We start from the raw sequence: 17,496 nt of genomic DNA, 5'->3' as shown, positions 1-17,496 counted from the left end.
GCGAAAGGGTTGATACATATTTATAAATAGGAAGGGATATTCACATGGATAGTTTCAGCAAAAAAGGTTACACTCCCTTTATTGAGGCTGTTTTAATACCCTTCCATGCTCGTCTATCTCTCCCCTGCTGATGCGCGAGCTCGATATGGGCAGACCATCATCAGCAAGGATATAATCGACAAGAACTATTTCTATCGGCCTCATGCCATTTTCTTCACGTATCTCGTTTATCCTTAATGCGGTAGGGTACGTCTCAGGGGAGACAACGATGTAATCAAAATCGTCACGCAGGGTAGGCCCGTAAGGGTCGTCCAGCTTGATTATTTCAGGCTTTATTCCCTGCGCAGATGTTAATTCCATGATCGCATTATATCGTGTACGATAATCATCCACTTTATGAGATTTGTTTTTAGCCATCCTATCTGATGTCAGCCCAATAAGTAGCCCACCGCCGTTGCTTAATTCACAGGCTTTCTTCAATAACGCCCTGTGACCGTCATGTAACGGGTCAAATGTCCCTCCGACTACTACGCACGCCATACCCCCAGAATTGGAGGGCAAGAGCGATAAGAGTATCTTTTAATATCTCTTGTGCGGTTTTAGGGAGCAATGAAAAACCTTTAAGAAAGGTTTATCAAATGAAGGGGTATGCGAAGCATACCCCTAAGTCAAGTAAAGCGGGACATCGGTTTATGAATGACGAGACAATACACTGGGCAGATGCTATAGCGGAAAAAGTGCTTGAACGCGGAAAAAACATACCGTAGCCTCCGGGATAACGCCATCCGGAGCTATCCACATAGGCAATATGAGAGAGGTGGTCACGGCGGATACAGTTTACAAGGCGCTCAGGGATAAAGGCGCAGATGCGCGTCTTATCTATATAGCAGATACCTACGACCCCCTCCGCAAAGTATACCCTTTCCTTCCGAAGAGCTATGAGGACCATATCGGGAAGCCCCTTTCTGAAATCCCGTGTCCCTGTGGCTCTCATAAGAGTTATGCAGAGCATTTCCTGATTCCGTTCATCGATGCGCTGCATGCGCTCAGCATCAAGCCTGATGTTTACAGGGCTGATGAACTTTATAAAGAGGGGAAATATATTGATGCAATTAAGAAAGCGCTTATCAACAGGGATGCCATAGCCCGCATACTTACTGAGGTCTCAGGCAGGGAATTGGAGCCTGAGTGGAACCCCTTCAATCCCATATGCAGCGAATGCGGACGATTGAGCACAACAAAAGTCACAGGATTCGATGTTGAAAAAGGAACTGTGGACTATGTGTGCAAATGCGGCTCTGAAGGTACGGTGTCCATGAAAGGGGGAGGTAAACTTACATGGCGCGTGGACTGGCCTGCGCGGTGGCCTATATTCGGGACAACGGTTGAGCCGTTCGGCAAAGACCATGCTACAGCAGGCGGTTCATATGATACGGGAAAACGGATAAGCCGCGAGATATACGATTACGAGCCCCCGTATCCGATAGTGTACGAGTGGATCATGCTGAAAGGCAAAGGTGCAATGCATTCATCCACAGGTCTTGCGATATCTATCAATGATATGCTTGAGATAGTGCCGCCAGAGGTACTTCGCTACCTGATCATCAGACAGAGACCTGATAAGCATATTGAATTTGACCCCGGGCTTGCACTGCTCAACCTTGTTGATGAGTACGACCAGGTAGAAGGTGATAAGCGGGCATACCAGCTTTCCCGGACCGAGGGCACAAAACCCACAAATATCCCGTTCAGACATATGGTGACAGCCATACAGATAGCCGATGAACAGGGTTTTGATTATCTGCTTAAGGTCCTTAAGCGCAGCGGATATGATACCCCGGATGTTGAGGCTATCAGGCAAAGGGCAACCAATGCCAGGAACTGGCTTGACAAGTATGCGCCGCCTATGGTGAAATTCAAGGTGCAGGAGACGCTTCCTCCGCAGGCGAAGAGCTTAACGAAAGAGCAGAAGCGCGCGCTTGCGATACTGGCTGATGAACTGGAACGCGGCATGAGCGGTCAGGATATACATGATAATATGTACAAAATTGCGCAGGATATCGGGATTGACGGGAAGAAGGTGTTCGAGGCTGTATATCTGGCGCTGCTCGGGCTTAAATCAGGACCGCGCGCCGGGCATTTCCTGGCATCGCTGGATCGGGATTTTGTGGTGAAGAGATTTAAAGAGGCGAGCGGGTAAATAAGAATTAGAGATTCGCATGTTTCAAAGAAAATACGCGTAAATAACGAACAAGGGTTTAAATATTTTAAAAATTTAATAGTATTGTATGACAATCCCTGATTATCAAAGCATAATGCTTCCATTATTGAAGTTTGCAGAAGATAAAAAAGAACATTCAATAAGTGAAGCTATCGATTATATCTCCAAACTGTTTAATTTAAGCGATGAAGAAAAAAGAAAACTATTACCAAGTGGACAACAACCAATTATTAATAATAGGACTGGCTGGGCAAGAACATATCTTAAAAAGGCAAAACTTTTAGAATCAACTAAAAGGTCATATTTTAGAAGTACTAAGAGAGGGCTCGAAGTTTTAAAAAAGAATCCTCCTGACATTAATGTGGAATACCTTGAACAATTCCCAGAATTTATTGAGTTTATAACATTAAAGAAGGAGGAAACTGAACACTACAAGCAAGAAGGTGGAAGACAATATAATCAGTTGACGCCACAAGAGTTACTAGAATCTGCATATCGAGAAATTAAACGCAATCTAGCTCAGGAATTATTGAATTCAGTTAAAAACACACCGCCAGAATTTTCGAAAAACTGGTAATAGATTTGTTATTGAAAATGGGATATGGAGGATATCTACCAGACGCTGGAGAAATTACAGGAAAAAGTGGGGATGAGGGCATAGATGGTAAAATTAAAGAAGACAAATTAGGATTGGATGTTATTTATATTCAAGCAAAAAAATGGGATGGAACAGTAGGGCGACCAGAAATTCATAAATTTGTAGGAGCTTTAATAGGGCAAAGAGCAAAGAAAGGAATTTTTATAACTACATCAAATTTTTCTAAAGATGCTAAAGAATATGCTGAAAGCATTGATGCCAAGATTAGGTTAATTGATGGAGAGGAACTTGCAGAACTTATGATTGATTATGATGTTGGCGTCTCAAAACTAAAAACGTTCGACACTAAAAAAATAGATTCAGATTACTTCTCTGAAGAATAATTTAATTCTACTAACCATAGCGCATACCCAACGATTCAAATATTATGGAAGTACTAATAATTAACATAATCGCATTAAAAAGAGATAAGAAATCGTAAGCATATAAAAGGTAATTTGGATGAGAAATTCATTTGAAAAAGCAATAGAAATCATAATCAAATCAGTTGATCCAGATAAAATCATTCTATTTGGCTCCCGCGCCAGAGGAAATTACAAAAAAGAAAGCGATTACGATATATGTGTGATTAAAAAAGGGGTTGGACACAGGAGAAAACTAGCTCAGAAAATCTACAAATTCCTTTACGGTGTTAGAGTACCTATTGATATTATAGTTGAAACACCAGAACGATTTGAAGAACTTAAAGATAATCCTTTCATGATATACAGAGAGATTTCAAAGTACGGAAAGGTGGTTTATGAAAAACCAATCTCTGGTTGAAGAGTGGTTAAAAAGGGCAAAAAGCAATCTGGGAAGAGCGCGGATTGGAAAAATCTCAGAAGAAATATTGTACGAAGACCTTTGCTTCGATTGCGAGCAAGCAGTTGAAAAATCTTTGAAAGCTTTACTCGTTCATATTAGCGTTGCTTTTCCGCATACCCATTCTATTTCCAGTCTTATTGAACTCATTGAAGATAATGGTATAGAAGTACCAGATGAAATCAAAGAATCAATTTCACTCACAGCGTACGCAGTCAGTACACGTTATCCTGGAGACTTTGAACCTGTAGACGAAGAAGAATATCAGGAGGCTCTTAAAATCGCTAAGAAAGTCTTCAACTGGGCAAAAAAGAGAATTAAGGAGCATGATTGAAGCATAGGGGAACATGACCCTGCTCGTAATCGCAATCGGCGGCAATGCAATATTAAACCCAACAAGAAGCAGCCCTGTTGAGCAGCAGCGAATGATAGATGAGACCTGCCGGGAAATTGTGCAGATAATCCAGATGGGGCATGATGTCGTCCTGACCCACGGCAACGGTCCTCAGGTAGGGAATCTCCTTGCAATGCAGGAGGAGTGCGGCTCGGTGATGGCGCAGCCGCTGGATGTCATCGGGGCGCAAACGCAGGGGATGCTGGGTTATCTGCTTCAGCAGTCGCTCGATAACAGGCTCAGGGAAAGCGGGATAAAAAAGCAGGTTGTCACGGTGCTGACGCAGGTAATCGTCGATGAATCGTGTTCCTCTTTTGAGAGCCCCACGAAGCCCATAGGTCTTTATTATTCAGAATTTAAAGCGCGCAGGATAATGGAGCAGGGGAAGAAAATGATAAAGAACAAAAAGGGCTACCGCAGGGTTGTGCCATCACCCTTACCTGAAAAAATCGTTGAAGAGGATATCATCAAAAATCTTATTCGGGATGGTGCTATAGTTATCGCAGCAGGCGGCGGTGGGATTCCGGTTATACATAGGAACGGCTTGCTTGTGGGTATTGAGGCTGTGGTCGATAAAGACCTGACAGGAAGTTTAATGGCGTCGGCTTTCGGAACTGAAACTTTTCTTATCCTTACAGATGTAGAAAAGGCAGCGCTGAATTACGGAAAAGAAAACCAGATAGACCTTGATGAAATAACTGTCTCAGAAGCGGAACGATATTTAAAAGAAGGACATTTCGGAAAAGGCAGCATGGAGCCAAAGGTGCTCTCAGCGATCAAATTCATAAGATCAGGCGGAAAAACAGCGATCATCTCAAGCCTTGAAAAGGCTGTGCCTGCGCTTGAAGGCGGAACAGGCACCAGGATCGTTGCGTGATGTATTTACTTTTTCCTGGATGAGGCGACTTTGTTCAGGTCGTCTACAAGAGCATCAACGTTAATCCCATGCGCCAATGCGCCTTCTTCGATAGTTTCAAATGCTGATATGTGGCATCCGACGCAATGCAGCCCGTGTCTTATGAACACATTTGTGGTACCTTCATACTTGGCGACTACTTCCTCTATTGTCATATCTTTTGTTATGGTCATAATACCTCTGATTATTCGTATATTTACGAACAGTAATAAAGCTTTCTAAAACTCTAAAGTAAAATTGTTTTCTCTGCACTTAAAATGTTCCTCTCAATGGTGCGTCCCTTCCACGACCTTCACGCCTTTTTTAAGGATCATCTGCTTGATTTCATCGATATGGGGGCATCTGGGATAACCCGTGTCCATCAGCATGCATGAGCTCAGGTGGATCGCATCAATACCGTGCTTCTGGAGGCTATCCACAAGCCTGAAAACCCTCCTTCCCGGGCATCCGCCGCAGGTGAAAAAACCAATGATCTCGGTATTCTTGCCGTACTCGCCAAAACACACCTTCCTTTTATTGAACGCTTTAAAGCACGCAACTCCGGGACAGGTCTCGCTTACGATATCGCACCTGACGACCGCGATCTTCGTGGTCTTTTCGTCTTTTTCCATCAGGGCGCCAACGCGCTCTACCGCTTCTTTAACATCCTCTGCAGTAACGGTGCTCCTGCCTTTTTTCTCTACTGATGTCTCTATACCCATTTTCGCCATTTTGCGAACACTATCCGGTATTTTTTCAAGTTCCTTTGCAGCTTCAGGTTTCCAGTCCATTATTATCACATTCATTTTGTAGAAATGGCATAAAGGTACCATACGAATCCGTCAGGGATTCAAGATTTCATTAAGGGTTCACACACTTTTCACAAATTTGTATATATGATAGTGTTTTCCTTTATTGATATATATTACTTATGTTCAGGGTACTAAAGGCTTTGGTTATAATCATATTAAAAAATATAACCCTGCAGCGGGGGCTGTATTGTCTGGCATTTCTTGCTTTCGGCATAGGTGATGGGATGGTGATGTTTAAGCTCTGGATCACTTTTATGATGCTGCTTGCGATATATGTAAAATCCTATAGCAACGGGTACTGGACCGTAAACGGCGTTCTTTTTGCTATCATAGCAGGCGGGTTTATGGGAATTTATTCCAATATGAGCGTTATTAACGGTGCCGTACCTCCGGAGCCGGGTGGAATACTTTTGATATTGCTTGCAAACATTGAGGCGTTAGGTGTATTATAGCATTTATAGCGCTACTTGAACCCGTATGTTGTAGCCTTCATGTCCGCATCCACAAGATAGTCAAAATCTATCAACTTATCCCATCCTGCTTTCTGGAAAACCCCACCAACGCAGACCCCAAGTATCTGCCTGTCGGAATGCCTGTCAGCTATTTCATCGATCAATCTTATCAAACCGTTCACATCCACTTCCATCTTAGGCATTGCAAGACCCCCGAGCAGTACGATCGTATCCGAGGCGGGGTCGGCTTTTCCACCAAGCTGCATCCCGTATTCTGTCATTTCGACCTTTGCAGCCAGCTCCTTTCTCAGGTTGGGGATAAAGACCATTTCCTTTCCTGCATCGCGCAGAACATAGCCCAGAAGCTCGGCAAACGGGTTGCACCAGCCGGGACAGCCGATGAAGGTTATCTTTTTCCTGCCGCGCGCAAGCTTGCGAAATGCGGTGAGCAAGCCGCCTATGCCTTCTGATGTTTCTATCGGTTTCATGGGATCACTGGGGTATGGATTGGCGGAAGGGGGATATAAGGGTTTATTATTTGGATGCTATGGTAGAGTTTTATCCTGTCAAATACATTTTTGCCGGTTCCTTTAACCTGGATCGCCATGGCAAATTTTAATCACAGGTTGCAGATTTGCTACAGGCTATTATAGATTACTATATCTAACTATAGCTGCACGGCATATCATAGCGAATTTAAATAATAGATATGAAATCACCAATTTTATTTAGTCTTATCTGACTCAATTCTGACCACATCACGGCTCAGGATTGATCGCTTTCGCTAATGCGCGAAACAGCCGTATCCAGGTTCCTGCGTATCTCCAGCCCGGGTCTGGGACTTTTCGGGATGGAACTACTTATCTTCTTAGGAACAGGTATTACTTTTTTAACAGGCTTGCGTTCTGCAAGGCGTGCATTAAGCTCGTCCAGGAGCTTGATAAGCCTTTTAACCATAGCGTCGCCCTTGTTTATTTTATACAGCCTGGCATTTCCGACCTGCCGCGTCATTGTGACCATGCCCAGCCTCTCAAGTAAAGGCAGCGCCTTCATGAGAGAGGTGTAATGGATGCCAGCCTTGTTCGCTATTTCCGTGAGCGTGAGGTCCGTCTTCTGGTTCTCCCAGAGGACATCTATTATTTTGGCGGTTGCAGAGCCGGTGAAGAGTTTTTCAAGTGGCATATCAGTTCCTAAGTTAAGATTTTGGTCTATTTGTTCGCTGCATTGTATTTTGACATACTTGTTATTACTCTATAGTATATATATATTTATTCATTAAATCAATGGATTTATAGTTTTAAAACTATAGATCAAAGGGAGAGGATCAAAATCTACCTCCTGATAACTTCTTCACCTTTTTCTCTATAGATTCTATGCTGACCTGCCGGAGTGGGCAGGTTTTCAATATTCCCAAAAAACAAAACTAATAAAACATATCAGAACAGTATAGGTATTATATAAAACATAGTTAAAGATACCGGGTGATACAAGATGATATTTAACGAAGCTGATGAATCCCAGAAGCTTTTAGTTTCAGTCAGCCAACTTCGCAGGATTAAAGGCTCTGAGTCTCTTGAATCTATGGTTGATATGATAGATACGGCACTTAATATATGCATAAGCTCAGTTAAATCAGAGCATCCGGGGATATCAGAAAAAGAACTGATTAAAAGTATTAAAAAAATATACGGAATTAGATTATGAGAAAATTCGAAGAAATAATAGAATTAACCGCCGATTTCTTAAACTTAGAAAAAATTCCGTATATGTTTGTCGGTGCGATAGCCATAGGCTACTATGGCATACCCAGAACAACTCAAGATATTGATGTTGTTATCGTGATTCCGCAGGATAAGATACAGAAATTTGCCGAGTACTTTAAGTCTAAAGATTTCTTTTGTCCTGCTGAGGATATTATAGCGGCTTTCAATGAAAAGAGCCATTTCGGGGTTTTTGATGACCAGTCGCCTTTCAGAATAGATGTTAAGGGGATTTATAATGAGTTCGATCAACAGTCTTTCTTAAGACGGACACAAGTTGAATTTTTTAATAGAAAAATCTGGTTATGTACGCCAGAAGATTCTATAATCTCAAAGCTTGCATATGGCAGTCCAAAGGATATTTTGGACGCAAAAGGGATCTTATTGAGGCAAAAAGAAAAACTGGATTATAATTATTTAACGAAGCATTCTAAAGTTTATAAAGTTAATGAGAGCTACAAGAAGGTCATAAAAGAAGTATCTAAAATTTGAAATTAAATTAAACAAGGATTTAAGAAAATATATAAAATCATGCTCACTTCAAACATTATCAATATCGCTCACCTCTCCACAGTCTACCATACATCCTTCATTTTAATGGGCACCGACTGGTTGGAAAAAGCAGGCATCCATGCAGACTGGAAGCTATTCGCATCCGGTCCCGATATCGTAAAAGCTTTCGCGAACAAGGAAACCGACATCGGATACATAGGTCTTCCCCCAGCTATCATCGGCATCGACCGCGGCGTTCCGATCATATGCGTAGCAGGCGGGCACGTTGAAGGAACGGTGCTGATAGCCCAAAAAGAGTATAGTACGCTTGATGAACTCGGAGACATTAAAGCCGTGCTGGCCCAGTTCAAGGGTGAGGTTATCGGCTCACCTCCCAGGGGCTCTATCCATGATGTCATCATCAACGACGCTATTTTGAAGGCAGGGCTTAGAATTAAAGTTAAGAACTTCGCCTGGACAGACTTTGTGCTGGAGGCGCTGGCGGACGGTGAGATCAGCGCTGCAGTCGGGACTCCAGCGCTTGCGGTGGCAGCTGCACGGGCATGCGGGGCAAAAATAATCGTTCCGCCGCACTCCCTGTGGCAGAACAACCCGAGCTACGGGATTGTTATCAGGGAGGAATTGATGCAGTACCCGGACGTTATCCTGGATTTCCTTGCGATGCACGAGAGAGCCAGCAATTTCATACGCACAAGACCGGAGGACGCGGCAGGGATAGTCTCAAGGCTGACGGGTATAGTGGATAAAGATTTTGTCCTGGATGCATACAGGGTCTCACCGAAATACTGTGCTGCATTATCCCCGGAGTTTATTGGCTCCACGATGGCTTTTGTGCCTGTGCTTCACAGGTTAGGGTATATCTCAAGGGACTTATCCGAAAACGAGATATTCAAGCGAAAGTTTATCGATGAGACCCATAAAGAACCGCCTCACTACAATCCAAGATTGTAGATTATCATGTTCTTTCTATCTCCATCAGCTGCCGGATAATCCGGATGGCGGCTGCCAGGGCTTCTCTCTCAAGCGGAGTGATATCTTTCTTCTCTGCCAGGTTGCTCAATAACACAACAGCTGAACTATAATCCAGACTGCCTGCTTCTCTGATAACAAATGAATCACATCCATTCGTATCCTGTACATATCTGCAATCCCTGGTCAATTCTGTTCTTTCAAATGTCAATTCCATAATTCACGCTCCTGTAGTACGGAAGATGATACCCTCTTATATATGGTTCATGCGAGCGGGGTGAAACTAAACAACAAGAACTCAGGTACAGAAGCTATTCGTTTAGAAAGCATTATTACTACATCCACATTTTAAGAGGATGAGGAAACCCTTTGAAAGCAACCACATTTACTATTGAGGATATCCCCCTGATCAAACCCGGAGACGATATCGGACGCATGATAGTTGAAAGAGCGGAATTGGAGGAGCACGACATTATCGTTATTTCTTCAACCATCGTATCAAAATCCGAGGACAGGATACTTTCGCTGGATAAAGTGAAAGTGAGCAGGAGAGCCGAAGCGATCGCAAAGAGTAACGACAATGACCCCAGGTTCGTGCAATCTGTTCTCGATCAGAGCAGCGAGGTACTTATCGAATCGCCCTTCCTGCTTGTGCGCATAAAGAGCGGCAGCATATGCGTTAACGCAGGCATAGACCGCTCGAACGTAAGCGGCTCCAGAAATGTTCTTTTACTCCCGGAATTCCCTGACGAGAGTGCAAAAAGAGTAAAAGATACAGTATTTAAACTGACCGGAAAAAAAGTGAGTGTTATCATCACCGACACCAATGGCAGGGCTTTCAGGATGGGGCAAACCGGTGCTGCCATCGGCATTGCAGGGATAATGCCCACGAGGGACTGGCGGGGCACAAAAGACCTTTTCGGAAGAGTCCTTGAGGTAAAAAACGAAGCTATTATAGATGAGTTCGCAGGATTTGCGAATATCCTGATGGGTGAGGGGAACGGCGGGACGCCTATTGTAATAATCCGGGGTTTGGACTTTTATCAGGAACCATGCAGCATAAAAGAGCTGTACAGACCCGAAGAAGAAGATATGGTACGACGGGCGCTCATATCTCGGTCAGTTTGAACTGCTTTACATCCTTTTTCACTTCAAAAAATTCCCTCGCAGCTTTGCCTACCTTTTCCCTGTATTCGGCAGGCGTGAAAACCCCGATGCGCCAATTATCAAGCTGCGCTTTCTCCAGCGTAGCTACAAGGCTTGAGGCTTTATCTATCGGTGTCATCTTACCGTTTATCATGACCCTTGCTTTCATTTCAATAATCCGGGGTTTTTCCGGGATATCAACAATTACATACTCCGGTTCCACACCGGCATTTTCGGCTATCTCATTCTCAACCCTTTTGATCTTTTTCCTGTGTTTTAATATATCCGTCTCAAAAGACTCAAAACCAGTATAGAGCGCCCTTTTGAACAACTTCCTTTCATCAAGCCGTTTTGCAATATCAGCCGGAAACCCCTTTGAGTTCCGTAACTCCATCATAAAAGTTACATCATCCATTCTCAGGAGCAATCCGGGTTTTAGCCCTTCATTCTCTATCATATACCCGGCTGCATGTGTGCACATCGACTCCGCAATCCTGCTGACATGGTGGAAGTAAACAGTAGGGTGCATCAGGAACCGCGAAACGAGCAGCGATTCGGCAGCCTGCAATCCCCCGACGCCCAGGACAAGTTTATTCTCATTGAACCTCAATTCGTGGATCAACCGTACGTGATCTATGAGACCGAAAGCCACACCTGTATAATGGGCATCGCGTACGAGGTAGTCCATCCTGTCCACATCTATTTCACTGTTAATTATCTGACCCGGGTATGTCTCGCCCTTTATGTGCTTCGCAATCGATGACGGAGATAATGAATGCTCGCTGAGCACATCGGCAACAGCTCCTTTTTTTAATAATCCACCTACTTCATCATGGCCTTTTTTTGTATATCGTTCAATCAGGTTTTCAGTCGCATGCGAGAAAGGCCCATGCCCGACATCATGGAGCAGTGCAGCAGCCTGCAGTTCATTTTGCTGGTGTTCGTCCACCTGTTTTGTTAAAGATATCGCAAGGTGATAGACGCCCAGCGAATGCTCAAACCGCGTGTGGTTCGCTCCCGGATAAACAAGGTTGGAGAAACCCAGCTGCCGTATTCTTCGAAGCCTCTGGACAAGAGGGGTATCTATCAGGGAGAGCGCCAGCTCGTCAAGCTCAATGTAATCATGTATAGGGTCTCTAATGACTTTCATGAATATTTCTCTTTATAAGCAAATATATTATAAAGAACTATTCTATTAGAGCAGCATGGATATTAAAATCAGAAAGGCGACTTCATCGGATATTAAGGACATAAAGAGAATCCTTTCTTTTTATTGCCTGGATACCGGAAGTGTAGAAAAAAACCTCCCTGAATTTATAGTGGCTGTCCAGGAAGAAAAGATCGTCGGCTGTGCCTGCCTGGATATAAGTGATATTGTGGAGCTGCGGTCGATTGCAGTATTGCCGAATTATCGCAATAAGGGCATCGGGTCAAAACTTGTTGATTCCATATTAACCCGCGCTGCCGAACTGACCGGAACGGTCTATCTACGTACGACATCGCCGGTCTTTTTGAAAAAAGGGGTTCCGGAGACTTAAGGATGATGAGAAAAAATCTATCTGGAAGGACTGCGCTGAGTGCGACAGGTTCGATATATGTAAACAGACATTGATGAGACATATAATTCCGAAGAAAAATCATAGTGGGCAGGTTGGATAGGAGGGATAAAAATAGTTTTACAAGCCCACTATTGGTTCGTATATACGCGAACAAAATACTTAAAGCTTACGGGTCTGTATTTTATCAGAGCAAAGAATTATGATGTATGAAACAAGATTGATATTTATGAATAAAGGGCGTGAGTGATTGTTCAGAAGATTTTTGGAAGCTTATGTCGATGTCTGTAATAATGTCGTAACGAATGCAGCGAACGCTGTTCTGATGTTCGAAGCCGGAGAGCAGGCTGCAATGGATATTAAAACATCAAAAATTGAGGATATCCAGCAGGAATTCGAGAAAGACGGGGTAAAAGTAACTTTCGAGATATCTGAAAAAAAATCCTGTTCAAGGTAAAAGGGCTGCCGTTAAAAGGGAAAAAATGCACGTACTGTGATATATTAAGAGGGTTTTTCGGAGGGATTGCCAGAAAACATATTGATAACAGGTTCTATTGTAAAAAAGGTGCGGAATGCGTCCTGGAAGGAGTTGAAGAATGCACTTTCGTTGCGGAGCTGATAGAATGAATCCAGGCATGGAAAACAGAAATCCGGGGCATTAGAATCCTCCCAGCGGTGAGCGATTATCTTTCGTTAAAGGTGTGAAATGCCAAAAAATCTGACTGTGACCCTCAGTGACATGGAATATGAGATCCTTAAACAGATAAAAGTCGTTGAGGGCGAGGATGGTGATAAGTTAAGGAATCTTCTGAGGCTCTATATATCCACTATCCCCGGATTAAAATCATCTGAGTATGCTTTGAAAAGGGTAGAAAATAAGGAGGAGATCGATAGCCTCCTGAGGGACGTCTGGGCAGCATATGAGCTTACGGATAATCCGACTGAAACCTGGAAAGAAGATAAAATCGATAAACTGACGAGCGATCTTGTTGAAATCAACGTTCTTGTAAAAACAGGAGAGAAACAGTTCATTCCCACCTCCAAGTTCAGGAACCTTTACAAAATGCTGCTTCATGATATTGCGACCGAATCAAAGGAGATGGATGAGTACAGTGCAGCATGCATCGCAACTATCCAGTTGCTGAAGGAGTTCAGCGGCGGTACGCTCGAAAAAGAGACGATAAGGGACGGGACTATTTTGCTTAACGAGGGATGGCTGTTCGCTTATGCCACAGCGATGAAGAAAGCCAGGGAATTCATGAGAACAAAAAAGTTGTTCCCGGAACCTGAAGAAGCAGCCGCTGAGATCTCATAGGAATGCCAGAACACCATTGGCATGGCATAACAGGGGGTCGGGAGCCAGTATCCCTTTATACTGCTTCGCCCTGAAGCGGCACCCTCCCCTGCAGTCTTTGATAACTTTGCAATTGTGGCAGTCCAGTTCATCAAGCTTCCAGAGATAATTTTTACAGAGTTTTGCCCAGGCTGCCTCAAGGTCAATTACATCCCCAACCGGCTCATCATCAAAAAACCCGCACTTACTTACTGCGCCATCGGGTGATACCGCGCACAGGTGAGAACCGCACGTATAATCGCCGGTGCTTTCATGCGCCCCGGCGCCGAAGCCATAATTTAAGAGCGGGGCTGCCTCTTCCAGGGAAAGCATATAGTCCTTGCTGGATCTCATGTTCCCGGCGGTGCACGGCACATCCACGCTCCACGAAAGTACTCCCAGCCCGGAGAAAAGCTTTTTCATAGCCCCGAACTCACCGGCGTTATATCTGTGCACCATTGTGGCAACAGAGACCGGAACACCCGAACCCCGGAGGGCAGAGATCCCTCGTATAGCCTTATCGTATGAACCTTTCCCGCGTAAAAGGTCATGCGACTTAATGCCATCGATACTGACCTGGACTTCATCGACGTACTTTGATAGTTTTTCCGCTTCTTTTTTATGTATCAGTGTCCCGTTAGACAAAACCACCATCCGAAGCTCGTAGGAAGGCAGGATATCCAGCAGTTCCCGGAATTTTGAATGAAGAAGAGGTTCGCCTCCCGAGATCATAAGCTTTAAACCGCCCATATCCTCGAATTGCGAAACTGCTTTTTCGAATGACCTTATTCCGACCTCTTTATCTCCTGATTCTCCAAGATAGCAGTGTTTGCATTTAAGATTACATTTGTTCGTTATATTCACCAAAAGATAGCGAAGCGATGGAACAGGTGAATGCAGCGCTTTGATTTTTCTCGAAGCTGCTTTTTCCTGCCGCCGGATTATACCTTCGTCCAGCATGTATTCGATTGATTCCCGGCTGTCTTCGCCAGTGTCCGGAACCAGGCTGGAAGAAGGAGTTGTTCCGTTGCATTTCTTTAAGAACTCAAACGCTTCATCGTCCAGCTCATATAACTGGTCATCGGATATATTATAGACATACGGTTTCTCAAGCTTACGGAGCACAAAATCGGGTGACAGTGCAGGAAAGAACTCAACCGAGGACATCTTTTATCTCTTCCGGCGTAATAACGCCTCTCTGGAGCATGCTTTTTAAGACCTTGAACGCAGCGCATTCAAGGTCTATATCGTCTTCCTTGAAGAACTCGCAATGTGTGCAGATAAGGGCTATGTATGGATCTTTTTTTGTCACGATACCACGTATTTAACATACCTTTGTTATTTTATAAGCCTTCTGGGGGGGGTAATTTTATTCAGCGCAGCAGCTCATCCTGCTGATATCTCTCCTGAATGACTGCGCCGCCAGCTTAACCGCTTCTGTCATTGTGGGGAAAACATGCACTGTGTCTATAATATCATCAATAGTCATACCAAATTTTACAGCAAGAACCCCTTCATGGATCATATCAGCAGCCAGTGAAGCCAGTATATGCACGCCGAGTATGCGTTCAGTTTCCGCATCAATCACCATTTTAACAAGCCCGCGCGTATCCTTTGCCAGCACAGCTTTTGGAACAGCCTCCATCGGAATGGTGCTGCATCTGCAGATAATGCCTTTTTCTTCTGCTTTCTTCTCAGTCAAGCCTACGCTGGCTACCTGCGGTATGGTGAATATTGCATGGGGCACTGCTGAGAAATCCATCTTTTTCCCTCTGCCAGTTAAGGCGTTATCGGCTGCGATTGAGCCTTCTTTACCTGCAACAGTCTCAAGCATCGGTTCCCCAAGAACATCGCCTGCTGCCCAGATATCAGGTGATGTGGTTCTAAATTCCCCATCTATGACTACTGCACCATTTTCATCGGTCTTAACACCTGCTTTTTCCAGGTGCAGATCCCTTGTATTGGGTTTCCTGCCTGTCGCCATCAATAGTTTTTCAGCCTTAAATTCTCTTTTTTCTTCTCCAAAAAGTGCGGTTACAACGACATTACCGTTCTCTTTCCTGACACTTCTCACGCCTGCCCCGGTCTGGATATTAATTCCTTCTTCTTCAAGATAGGCTTTGAGATAATCTGAGATCATGCTTTCCTCTTCAGGTATTATCCCGGGACTTCTCTGGAGTACGGTTACTTTTGTTCCAAAATGAGCGAACATCTGCGCAAATTCCAGACCAAGAGCTCTTCCACCCAGAACTATCATCGATTCGGGGAGTTCGGATAACTCCATGGCCTCTATGTTGGTCAGGTAATCTACACTGTCTATACCTTCTATTGGAAGGATATGTGAGGAAGAACCAGTGGCTATAACGAACTTATCGGCATGTAGAGTCCTGCCGTTCACCTTTACTTCGTTTTTGGAATCAAAAACAGCCTGCCCTCTTACCAGAGTTATCCCTAAAGCATCGATCACATCGATGTACCTGCCCTTCCTCAACCCTTCTACAATTTCTCTTTTATCGTTTATTGTGCCAGCAAAGTCAAGGGAAGAGGTAATGTCCAATCCGGTGTAACCATGATTTTTATAATAGCTGATTTCCCCGACCCTTAGCAGGTGCTTGCTTGGCACGCAACCGACATTAACGCAGGTGCCTCCGATCGTACCTTTCTCGATCATAGCCACCTTTGCTCCCAATTCCACTGCTTTTATCGCTGCCCCGAAAGCAGCAGAGCCGCTGCCGAGGATTATTAGATCATATTTATCCATACTCATACCTTACTTTTTCCCTGTATATTCGTTTATTTTTAATACTTCTGAGAATACATGAAAATGATTGAAGAGCAGAAACTATCCTGGTTCCTGCCCTTTACTTAAGAGGGCTTGAGAATATGTAATCGTTATCTTTTCTCTGCCCATGGCAGTTGATACAGTCTTCTACCCTTCCTTCTGCCTGCACCGTACCGTCGGGACCGTACTTTGCCCAGAACCAGTCATTGTTCAGCGGATCATAGCCTTTTTCCTTGTACATAACTGTAAGTGCCATGAGCGTCCTGTTAGAATCGTAGTTCTCTTTTACTACTATGCTCTCTTCAGGAAGTGTCCCTTTTTTGCCCTGGATTGCGGAAAAAGCATTACCTGATACATAGGTCGTAAGTAAATCACTGTGAGCGCTTCCCGGGCTTCTTGGATAAAACTCGCCCAGACCGGGCCACTTGTTCCAATTTTTATAGTTATTGCCTGCGGTTATGTAGTCGTAGAGTGCCTTACCTTCTGCCCTGGGTTCTAATCCTGCCTCTCTTTGACCAACACAGCCTAAAAGAACCGATACAAGGAATATAGCCAATATTGTATATACAACATTTTTTATTTTTACCATTCTTTAGCCTCCACTCTGGATACAACTGTTTGTATGTTGGTATATATAATTTTTTCAGTTGAACACAGAGATTAAAGTTAAGGTAGCTTTTGTTCCTCAGCCTCCGTGCGACTCGTTTATACGCTCAATATGCTCAGGTCGTATCAGATGTTGGAATTATTGTATGGTCTCGCGGTGAACAATAGAGATATATGCCATAACATGCAAAACATCAATACATGGGTATCGAGATGAAATTATCCGGCAAATTTTTACTGCTGGCTGGGATTGTTTTTATAGGCGGATGCATAGATCAGCAACCTGCCCAGACAACAACTCCTGTCGTGCCGGCAGGAGATGCTAAAGAATTCACAATAAGAGAAACTAATTTCAAATTAAGCCCGGCGAACATAACCGTGAATAAAGGAGATACTGTAAGGATAACTGTAATAAACGACCAGGGGACGCACAACCTGTTCATTGAAGGATATGATCAAAGAGTCAGGGTAGTATCCTCCGGAACTACCCAGGTTATGGAATTCGTTGCCGACAGAACAGGAATATTTAATATGTGGTGTGAGGTGCCAGGTCACAGGGACGCGGGTATGGAGGGACAATTCATAGTTAGGTGATCTG

26 protein-coding genes are annotated in these 17,496 nt (G+C 44.0%); 15 read left to right on the top strand and 11 right to left on the bottom strand.

Annotated elements, in window-relative coordinates:
* Positions 1-78 precede the first annotated feature (78 nt).
* Positions 79-540 (bottom strand): phosphopantetheine adenylyltransferase, encoded by a 462-nt coding sequence (locus tag MNV_RS06635; protein ID WP_096204646.1) that lies wholly within the window; start codon positions 538-540, stop codon positions 79-81.
* Positions 541-808: 268 nt separating this feature from the next.
* On the opposite strand from MNV_RS06635, the gene lysS reads away from it, so the two are divergent.
* The 6 genes from lysS (at position 809) to arcC (ending at position 4,951) form a co-directional block, all read left to right on the top strand.
* Positions 809-2,200, top strand: a complete 1,392-nt coding sequence (lysS, locus tag MNV_RS06630) for a lysine--tRNA ligase (RefSeq protein ID WP_306453628.1) — start codon at positions 809-811, stop codon at positions 2,198-2,200.
* Positions 2,201-2,288: 88 nt separating this feature from the next.
* Positions 2,289-2,798 (top strand): winged helix-turn-helix domain-containing protein, encoded by a 510-nt coding sequence (locus MNV_RS20600; protein WP_256999976.1) that lies wholly within the window; start codon positions 2,289-2,291, stop codon positions 2,796-2,798.
* Between the two features lie 17 nt (positions 2,799-2,815).
* On the top strand, positions 2,816-3,202 hold the full coding sequence (locus tag MNV_RS20595) for a restriction endonuclease (protein WP_256999975.1): 387 nt from the start codon (positions 2,816-2,818) through the stop codon (positions 3,200-3,202).
* A 118-nt stretch (positions 3,203-3,320) separates the two neighbouring features.
* Positions 3,321-3,641: a nucleotidyltransferase domain-containing protein gene (locus MNV_RS06620; protein WP_096204644.1), complete on the top strand. Its 321-nt coding sequence runs from the start codon at positions 3,321-3,323 to the stop codon at positions 3,639-3,641.
* On the top strand, positions 3,619-4,014 hold the full coding sequence (locus tag MNV_RS06615) for a HEPN domain-containing protein (RefSeq protein ID WP_096204643.1): 396 nt from the start codon (positions 3,619-3,621) through the stop codon (positions 4,012-4,014). Before MNV_RS06620 ends, MNV_RS06615 begins: the two co-directional genes overlap by 23 nt.
* 13 nt (positions 4,015-4,027) lie before the next feature.
* Positions 4,028-4,951 carry a carbamate kinase gene (arcC, locus tag MNV_RS06610; RefSeq protein ID WP_096204641.1) on the top strand — a complete coding sequence of 308 codons (924 nt, stop codon included), beginning with the start codon at positions 4,028-4,030 and terminating at the stop codon, positions 4,949-4,951.
* Between the two features lie 5 nt (positions 4,952-4,956).
* Here the strand turns inward: arcC and MNV_RS06605 are convergent, their stop codons facing one another.
* Both MNV_RS06605 and MNV_RS06600 read right to left on the bottom strand, forming a co-directional pair.
* Positions 4,957-5,163, bottom strand: a complete 207-nt coding sequence (locus MNV_RS06605; RefSeq protein WP_096204640.1) for a DUF1858 domain-containing protein — start codon at positions 5,161-5,163, stop codon at positions 4,957-4,959.
* 93 nt (positions 5,164-5,256) lie between these two features.
* Positions 5,257-5,760, bottom strand: coding sequence for a CGGC domain-containing protein (locus MNV_RS06600; protein ID WP_096204652.1), 504 nt, complete (start codon positions 5,758-5,760; stop codon positions 5,257-5,259).
* A 161-nt stretch (positions 5,761-5,921) separates the two neighbouring features.
* On the opposite strand from MNV_RS06600, the gene MNV_RS06595 reads away from it, so the two are divergent.
* Entirely contained in the window at positions 5,922-6,233 is a 312-nt protein-coding gene (locus MNV_RS06595; RefSeq protein WP_096204638.1) for a hypothetical protein, read from the top strand.
* Positions 6,234-6,244: 11 nt separating this feature from the next.
* Here MNV_RS06595 and MNV_RS06590 read toward each other — a convergent pair whose 3' ends face one another.
* Entirely contained in the window at positions 6,245-6,721 is a 477-nt protein-coding gene (locus MNV_RS06590; protein WP_096204637.1) for a DUF2124 family protein, read from the bottom strand.
* A 277-nt stretch (positions 6,722-6,998) separates the two neighbouring features.
* Positions 6,999-7,415 carry a hypothetical protein gene (locus MNV_RS06585; protein WP_096204635.1) on the bottom strand — a complete coding sequence of 139 codons (417 nt, stop codon included), beginning with the start codon at positions 7,413-7,415 and terminating at the stop codon, positions 6,999-7,001.
* A 309-nt stretch (positions 7,416-7,724) separates the two neighbouring features.
* Here MNV_RS06585 and MNV_RS06580 point away from each other — a divergent pair, with 309 nt between their 5' ends.
* From MNV_RS06580 to MNV_RS06570, 3 genes are read left to right on the top strand one after another with little or no spacing between them, the layout of a single operon-like run.
* Positions 7,725-7,937, top strand: a complete 213-nt coding sequence (locus MNV_RS06580; protein ID WP_096204634.1) for a hypothetical protein — start codon at positions 7,725-7,727, stop codon at positions 7,935-7,937.
* Positions 7,934-8,485: a DUF6036 family nucleotidyltransferase gene (locus MNV_RS06575; protein ID WP_096204633.1), complete on the top strand. Its 552-nt coding sequence runs from the start codon at positions 7,934-7,936 to the stop codon at positions 8,483-8,485. The genes MNV_RS06580 and MNV_RS06575 overlap by 4 nt, the downstream gene beginning before the upstream one ends.
* Positions 8,486-8,524: 39 nt before the next feature.
* A complete protein-coding gene (locus MNV_RS06570; RefSeq protein ID WP_096204632.1) occupies positions 8,525-9,457 on the top strand; it encodes an ABC transporter substrate-binding protein in 933 nt (310 codons plus the stop codon).
* A gap of 4 nt (positions 9,458-9,461) precedes the next feature.
* Here MNV_RS06570 and MNV_RS06565 read toward each other — a convergent pair whose 3' ends face one another.
* On the bottom strand, positions 9,462-9,692 hold the full coding sequence (locus MNV_RS06565; RefSeq protein WP_096204630.1) for a hypothetical protein: 231 nt from the start codon (positions 9,690-9,692) through the stop codon (positions 9,462-9,464).
* Between the two features lie 152 nt (positions 9,693-9,844).
* Here MNV_RS06565 and MNV_RS06560 point away from each other — a divergent pair, with 152 nt between their 5' ends.
* Positions 9,845-10,603: a coenzyme F420-0:L-glutamate ligase gene (locus MNV_RS06560; RefSeq protein WP_096204628.1), complete on the top strand. Its 759-nt coding sequence runs from the start codon at positions 9,845-9,847 to the stop codon at positions 10,601-10,603.
* Here the strand turns inward: MNV_RS06560 and MNV_RS06555 are convergent.
* Positions 10,584-11,771: an HD domain-containing protein gene (locus MNV_RS06555; RefSeq protein WP_096204626.1), complete on the bottom strand. Its 1,188-nt coding sequence runs from the start codon at positions 11,769-11,771 to the stop codon at positions 10,584-10,586. The genes MNV_RS06560 and MNV_RS06555 overlap by 20 nt on opposite strands.
* A 55-nt stretch (positions 11,772-11,826) precedes the next feature.
* Here MNV_RS06555 and MNV_RS06550 point away from each other — a divergent pair, with 55 nt between their 5' ends.
* The 3 genes from MNV_RS06550 to MNV_RS06540 all read left to right on the top strand — a co-directional run bounded on the left by MNV_RS06550 (position 11,827) and on the right by MNV_RS06540 (position 13,492).
* A complete protein-coding gene (locus MNV_RS06550; RefSeq protein ID WP_096204624.1) occupies positions 11,827-12,159 on the top strand; it encodes a GNAT family N-acetyltransferase in 333 nt (110 codons plus the stop codon).
* Between the two features lie 268 nt (positions 12,160-12,427).
* On the top strand, positions 12,428-12,634 hold the full coding sequence (locus tag MNV_RS06545) for a hypothetical protein (RefSeq protein ID WP_143311671.1): 207 nt from the start codon (positions 12,428-12,430) through the stop codon (positions 12,632-12,634).
* Between the two features lie 249 nt (positions 12,635-12,883).
* Positions 12,884-13,492 carry a hypothetical protein gene (locus MNV_RS06540; RefSeq protein WP_096204620.1) on the top strand — a complete coding sequence of 203 codons (609 nt, stop codon included), beginning with the start codon at positions 12,884-12,886 and terminating at the stop codon, positions 13,490-13,492.
* Here MNV_RS06540 and MNV_RS06535 read toward each other — a convergent pair.
* The 4 genes from MNV_RS06535 to MNV_RS06525 all read right to left on the bottom strand — a co-directional run bounded on the left by MNV_RS06535 (position 13,487) and on the right by MNV_RS06525 (position 16,881).
* On the bottom strand, positions 13,487-14,677 hold the full coding sequence (locus MNV_RS06535) for a radical SAM/SPASM domain-containing protein (protein ID WP_096204618.1): 1,191 nt from the start codon (positions 14,675-14,677) through the stop codon (positions 13,487-13,489). The genes MNV_RS06540 and MNV_RS06535 overlap by 6 nt on opposite strands.
* The gene (locus tag MNV_RS19440) at positions 14,664-14,822 is read right to left on the bottom strand and encodes a hypothetical protein (RefSeq protein WP_179293839.1); all 159 of its coding nucleotides are present in this window, start codon (positions 14,820-14,822) and stop codon (positions 14,664-14,666) included. Before MNV_RS19440 ends, MNV_RS06535 begins: the two co-directional genes overlap by 14 nt.
* Before the next feature lie 57 nt (positions 14,823-14,879).
* Positions 14,880-16,271, bottom strand: a complete 1,392-nt coding sequence (gene merA / locus MNV_RS06530; RefSeq protein WP_218837924.1) for a mercury(II) reductase — start codon at positions 16,269-16,271, stop codon at positions 14,880-14,882.
* Positions 16,272-16,371: 100 nt separating this feature from the next.
* A complete protein-coding gene (locus MNV_RS06525) occupies positions 16,372-16,881 on the bottom strand; it encodes a cytochrome P460 family protein (RefSeq protein WP_096204614.1) in 510 nt (169 codons plus the stop codon).
* A gap of 218 nt (positions 16,882-17,099) precedes the next feature.
* Here MNV_RS06525 and MNV_RS06520 point away from each other — a divergent pair, with 218 nt between their 5' ends.
* On the top strand, positions 17,100-17,492 hold the full coding sequence (locus MNV_RS06520; protein ID WP_096204612.1) for a multicopper oxidase domain-containing protein: 393 nt from the start codon (positions 17,100-17,102) through the stop codon (positions 17,490-17,492).
* Positions 17,493-17,496: the final 4 nt, after the last annotated feature.

The organism is Candidatus Methanoperedens nitratireducens (genome assembly GCF_900196725.1).
Lineage (GTDB): Archaea > Halobacteriota > Methanosarcinia > Methanosarcinales > Methanoperedenaceae > Methanoperedens > Methanoperedens nitroreducens_A.
The sequence above is the reverse complement of the archived record's forward strand: the minus strand, read 5'-3'. Positions and strand labels throughout refer to the sequence as shown.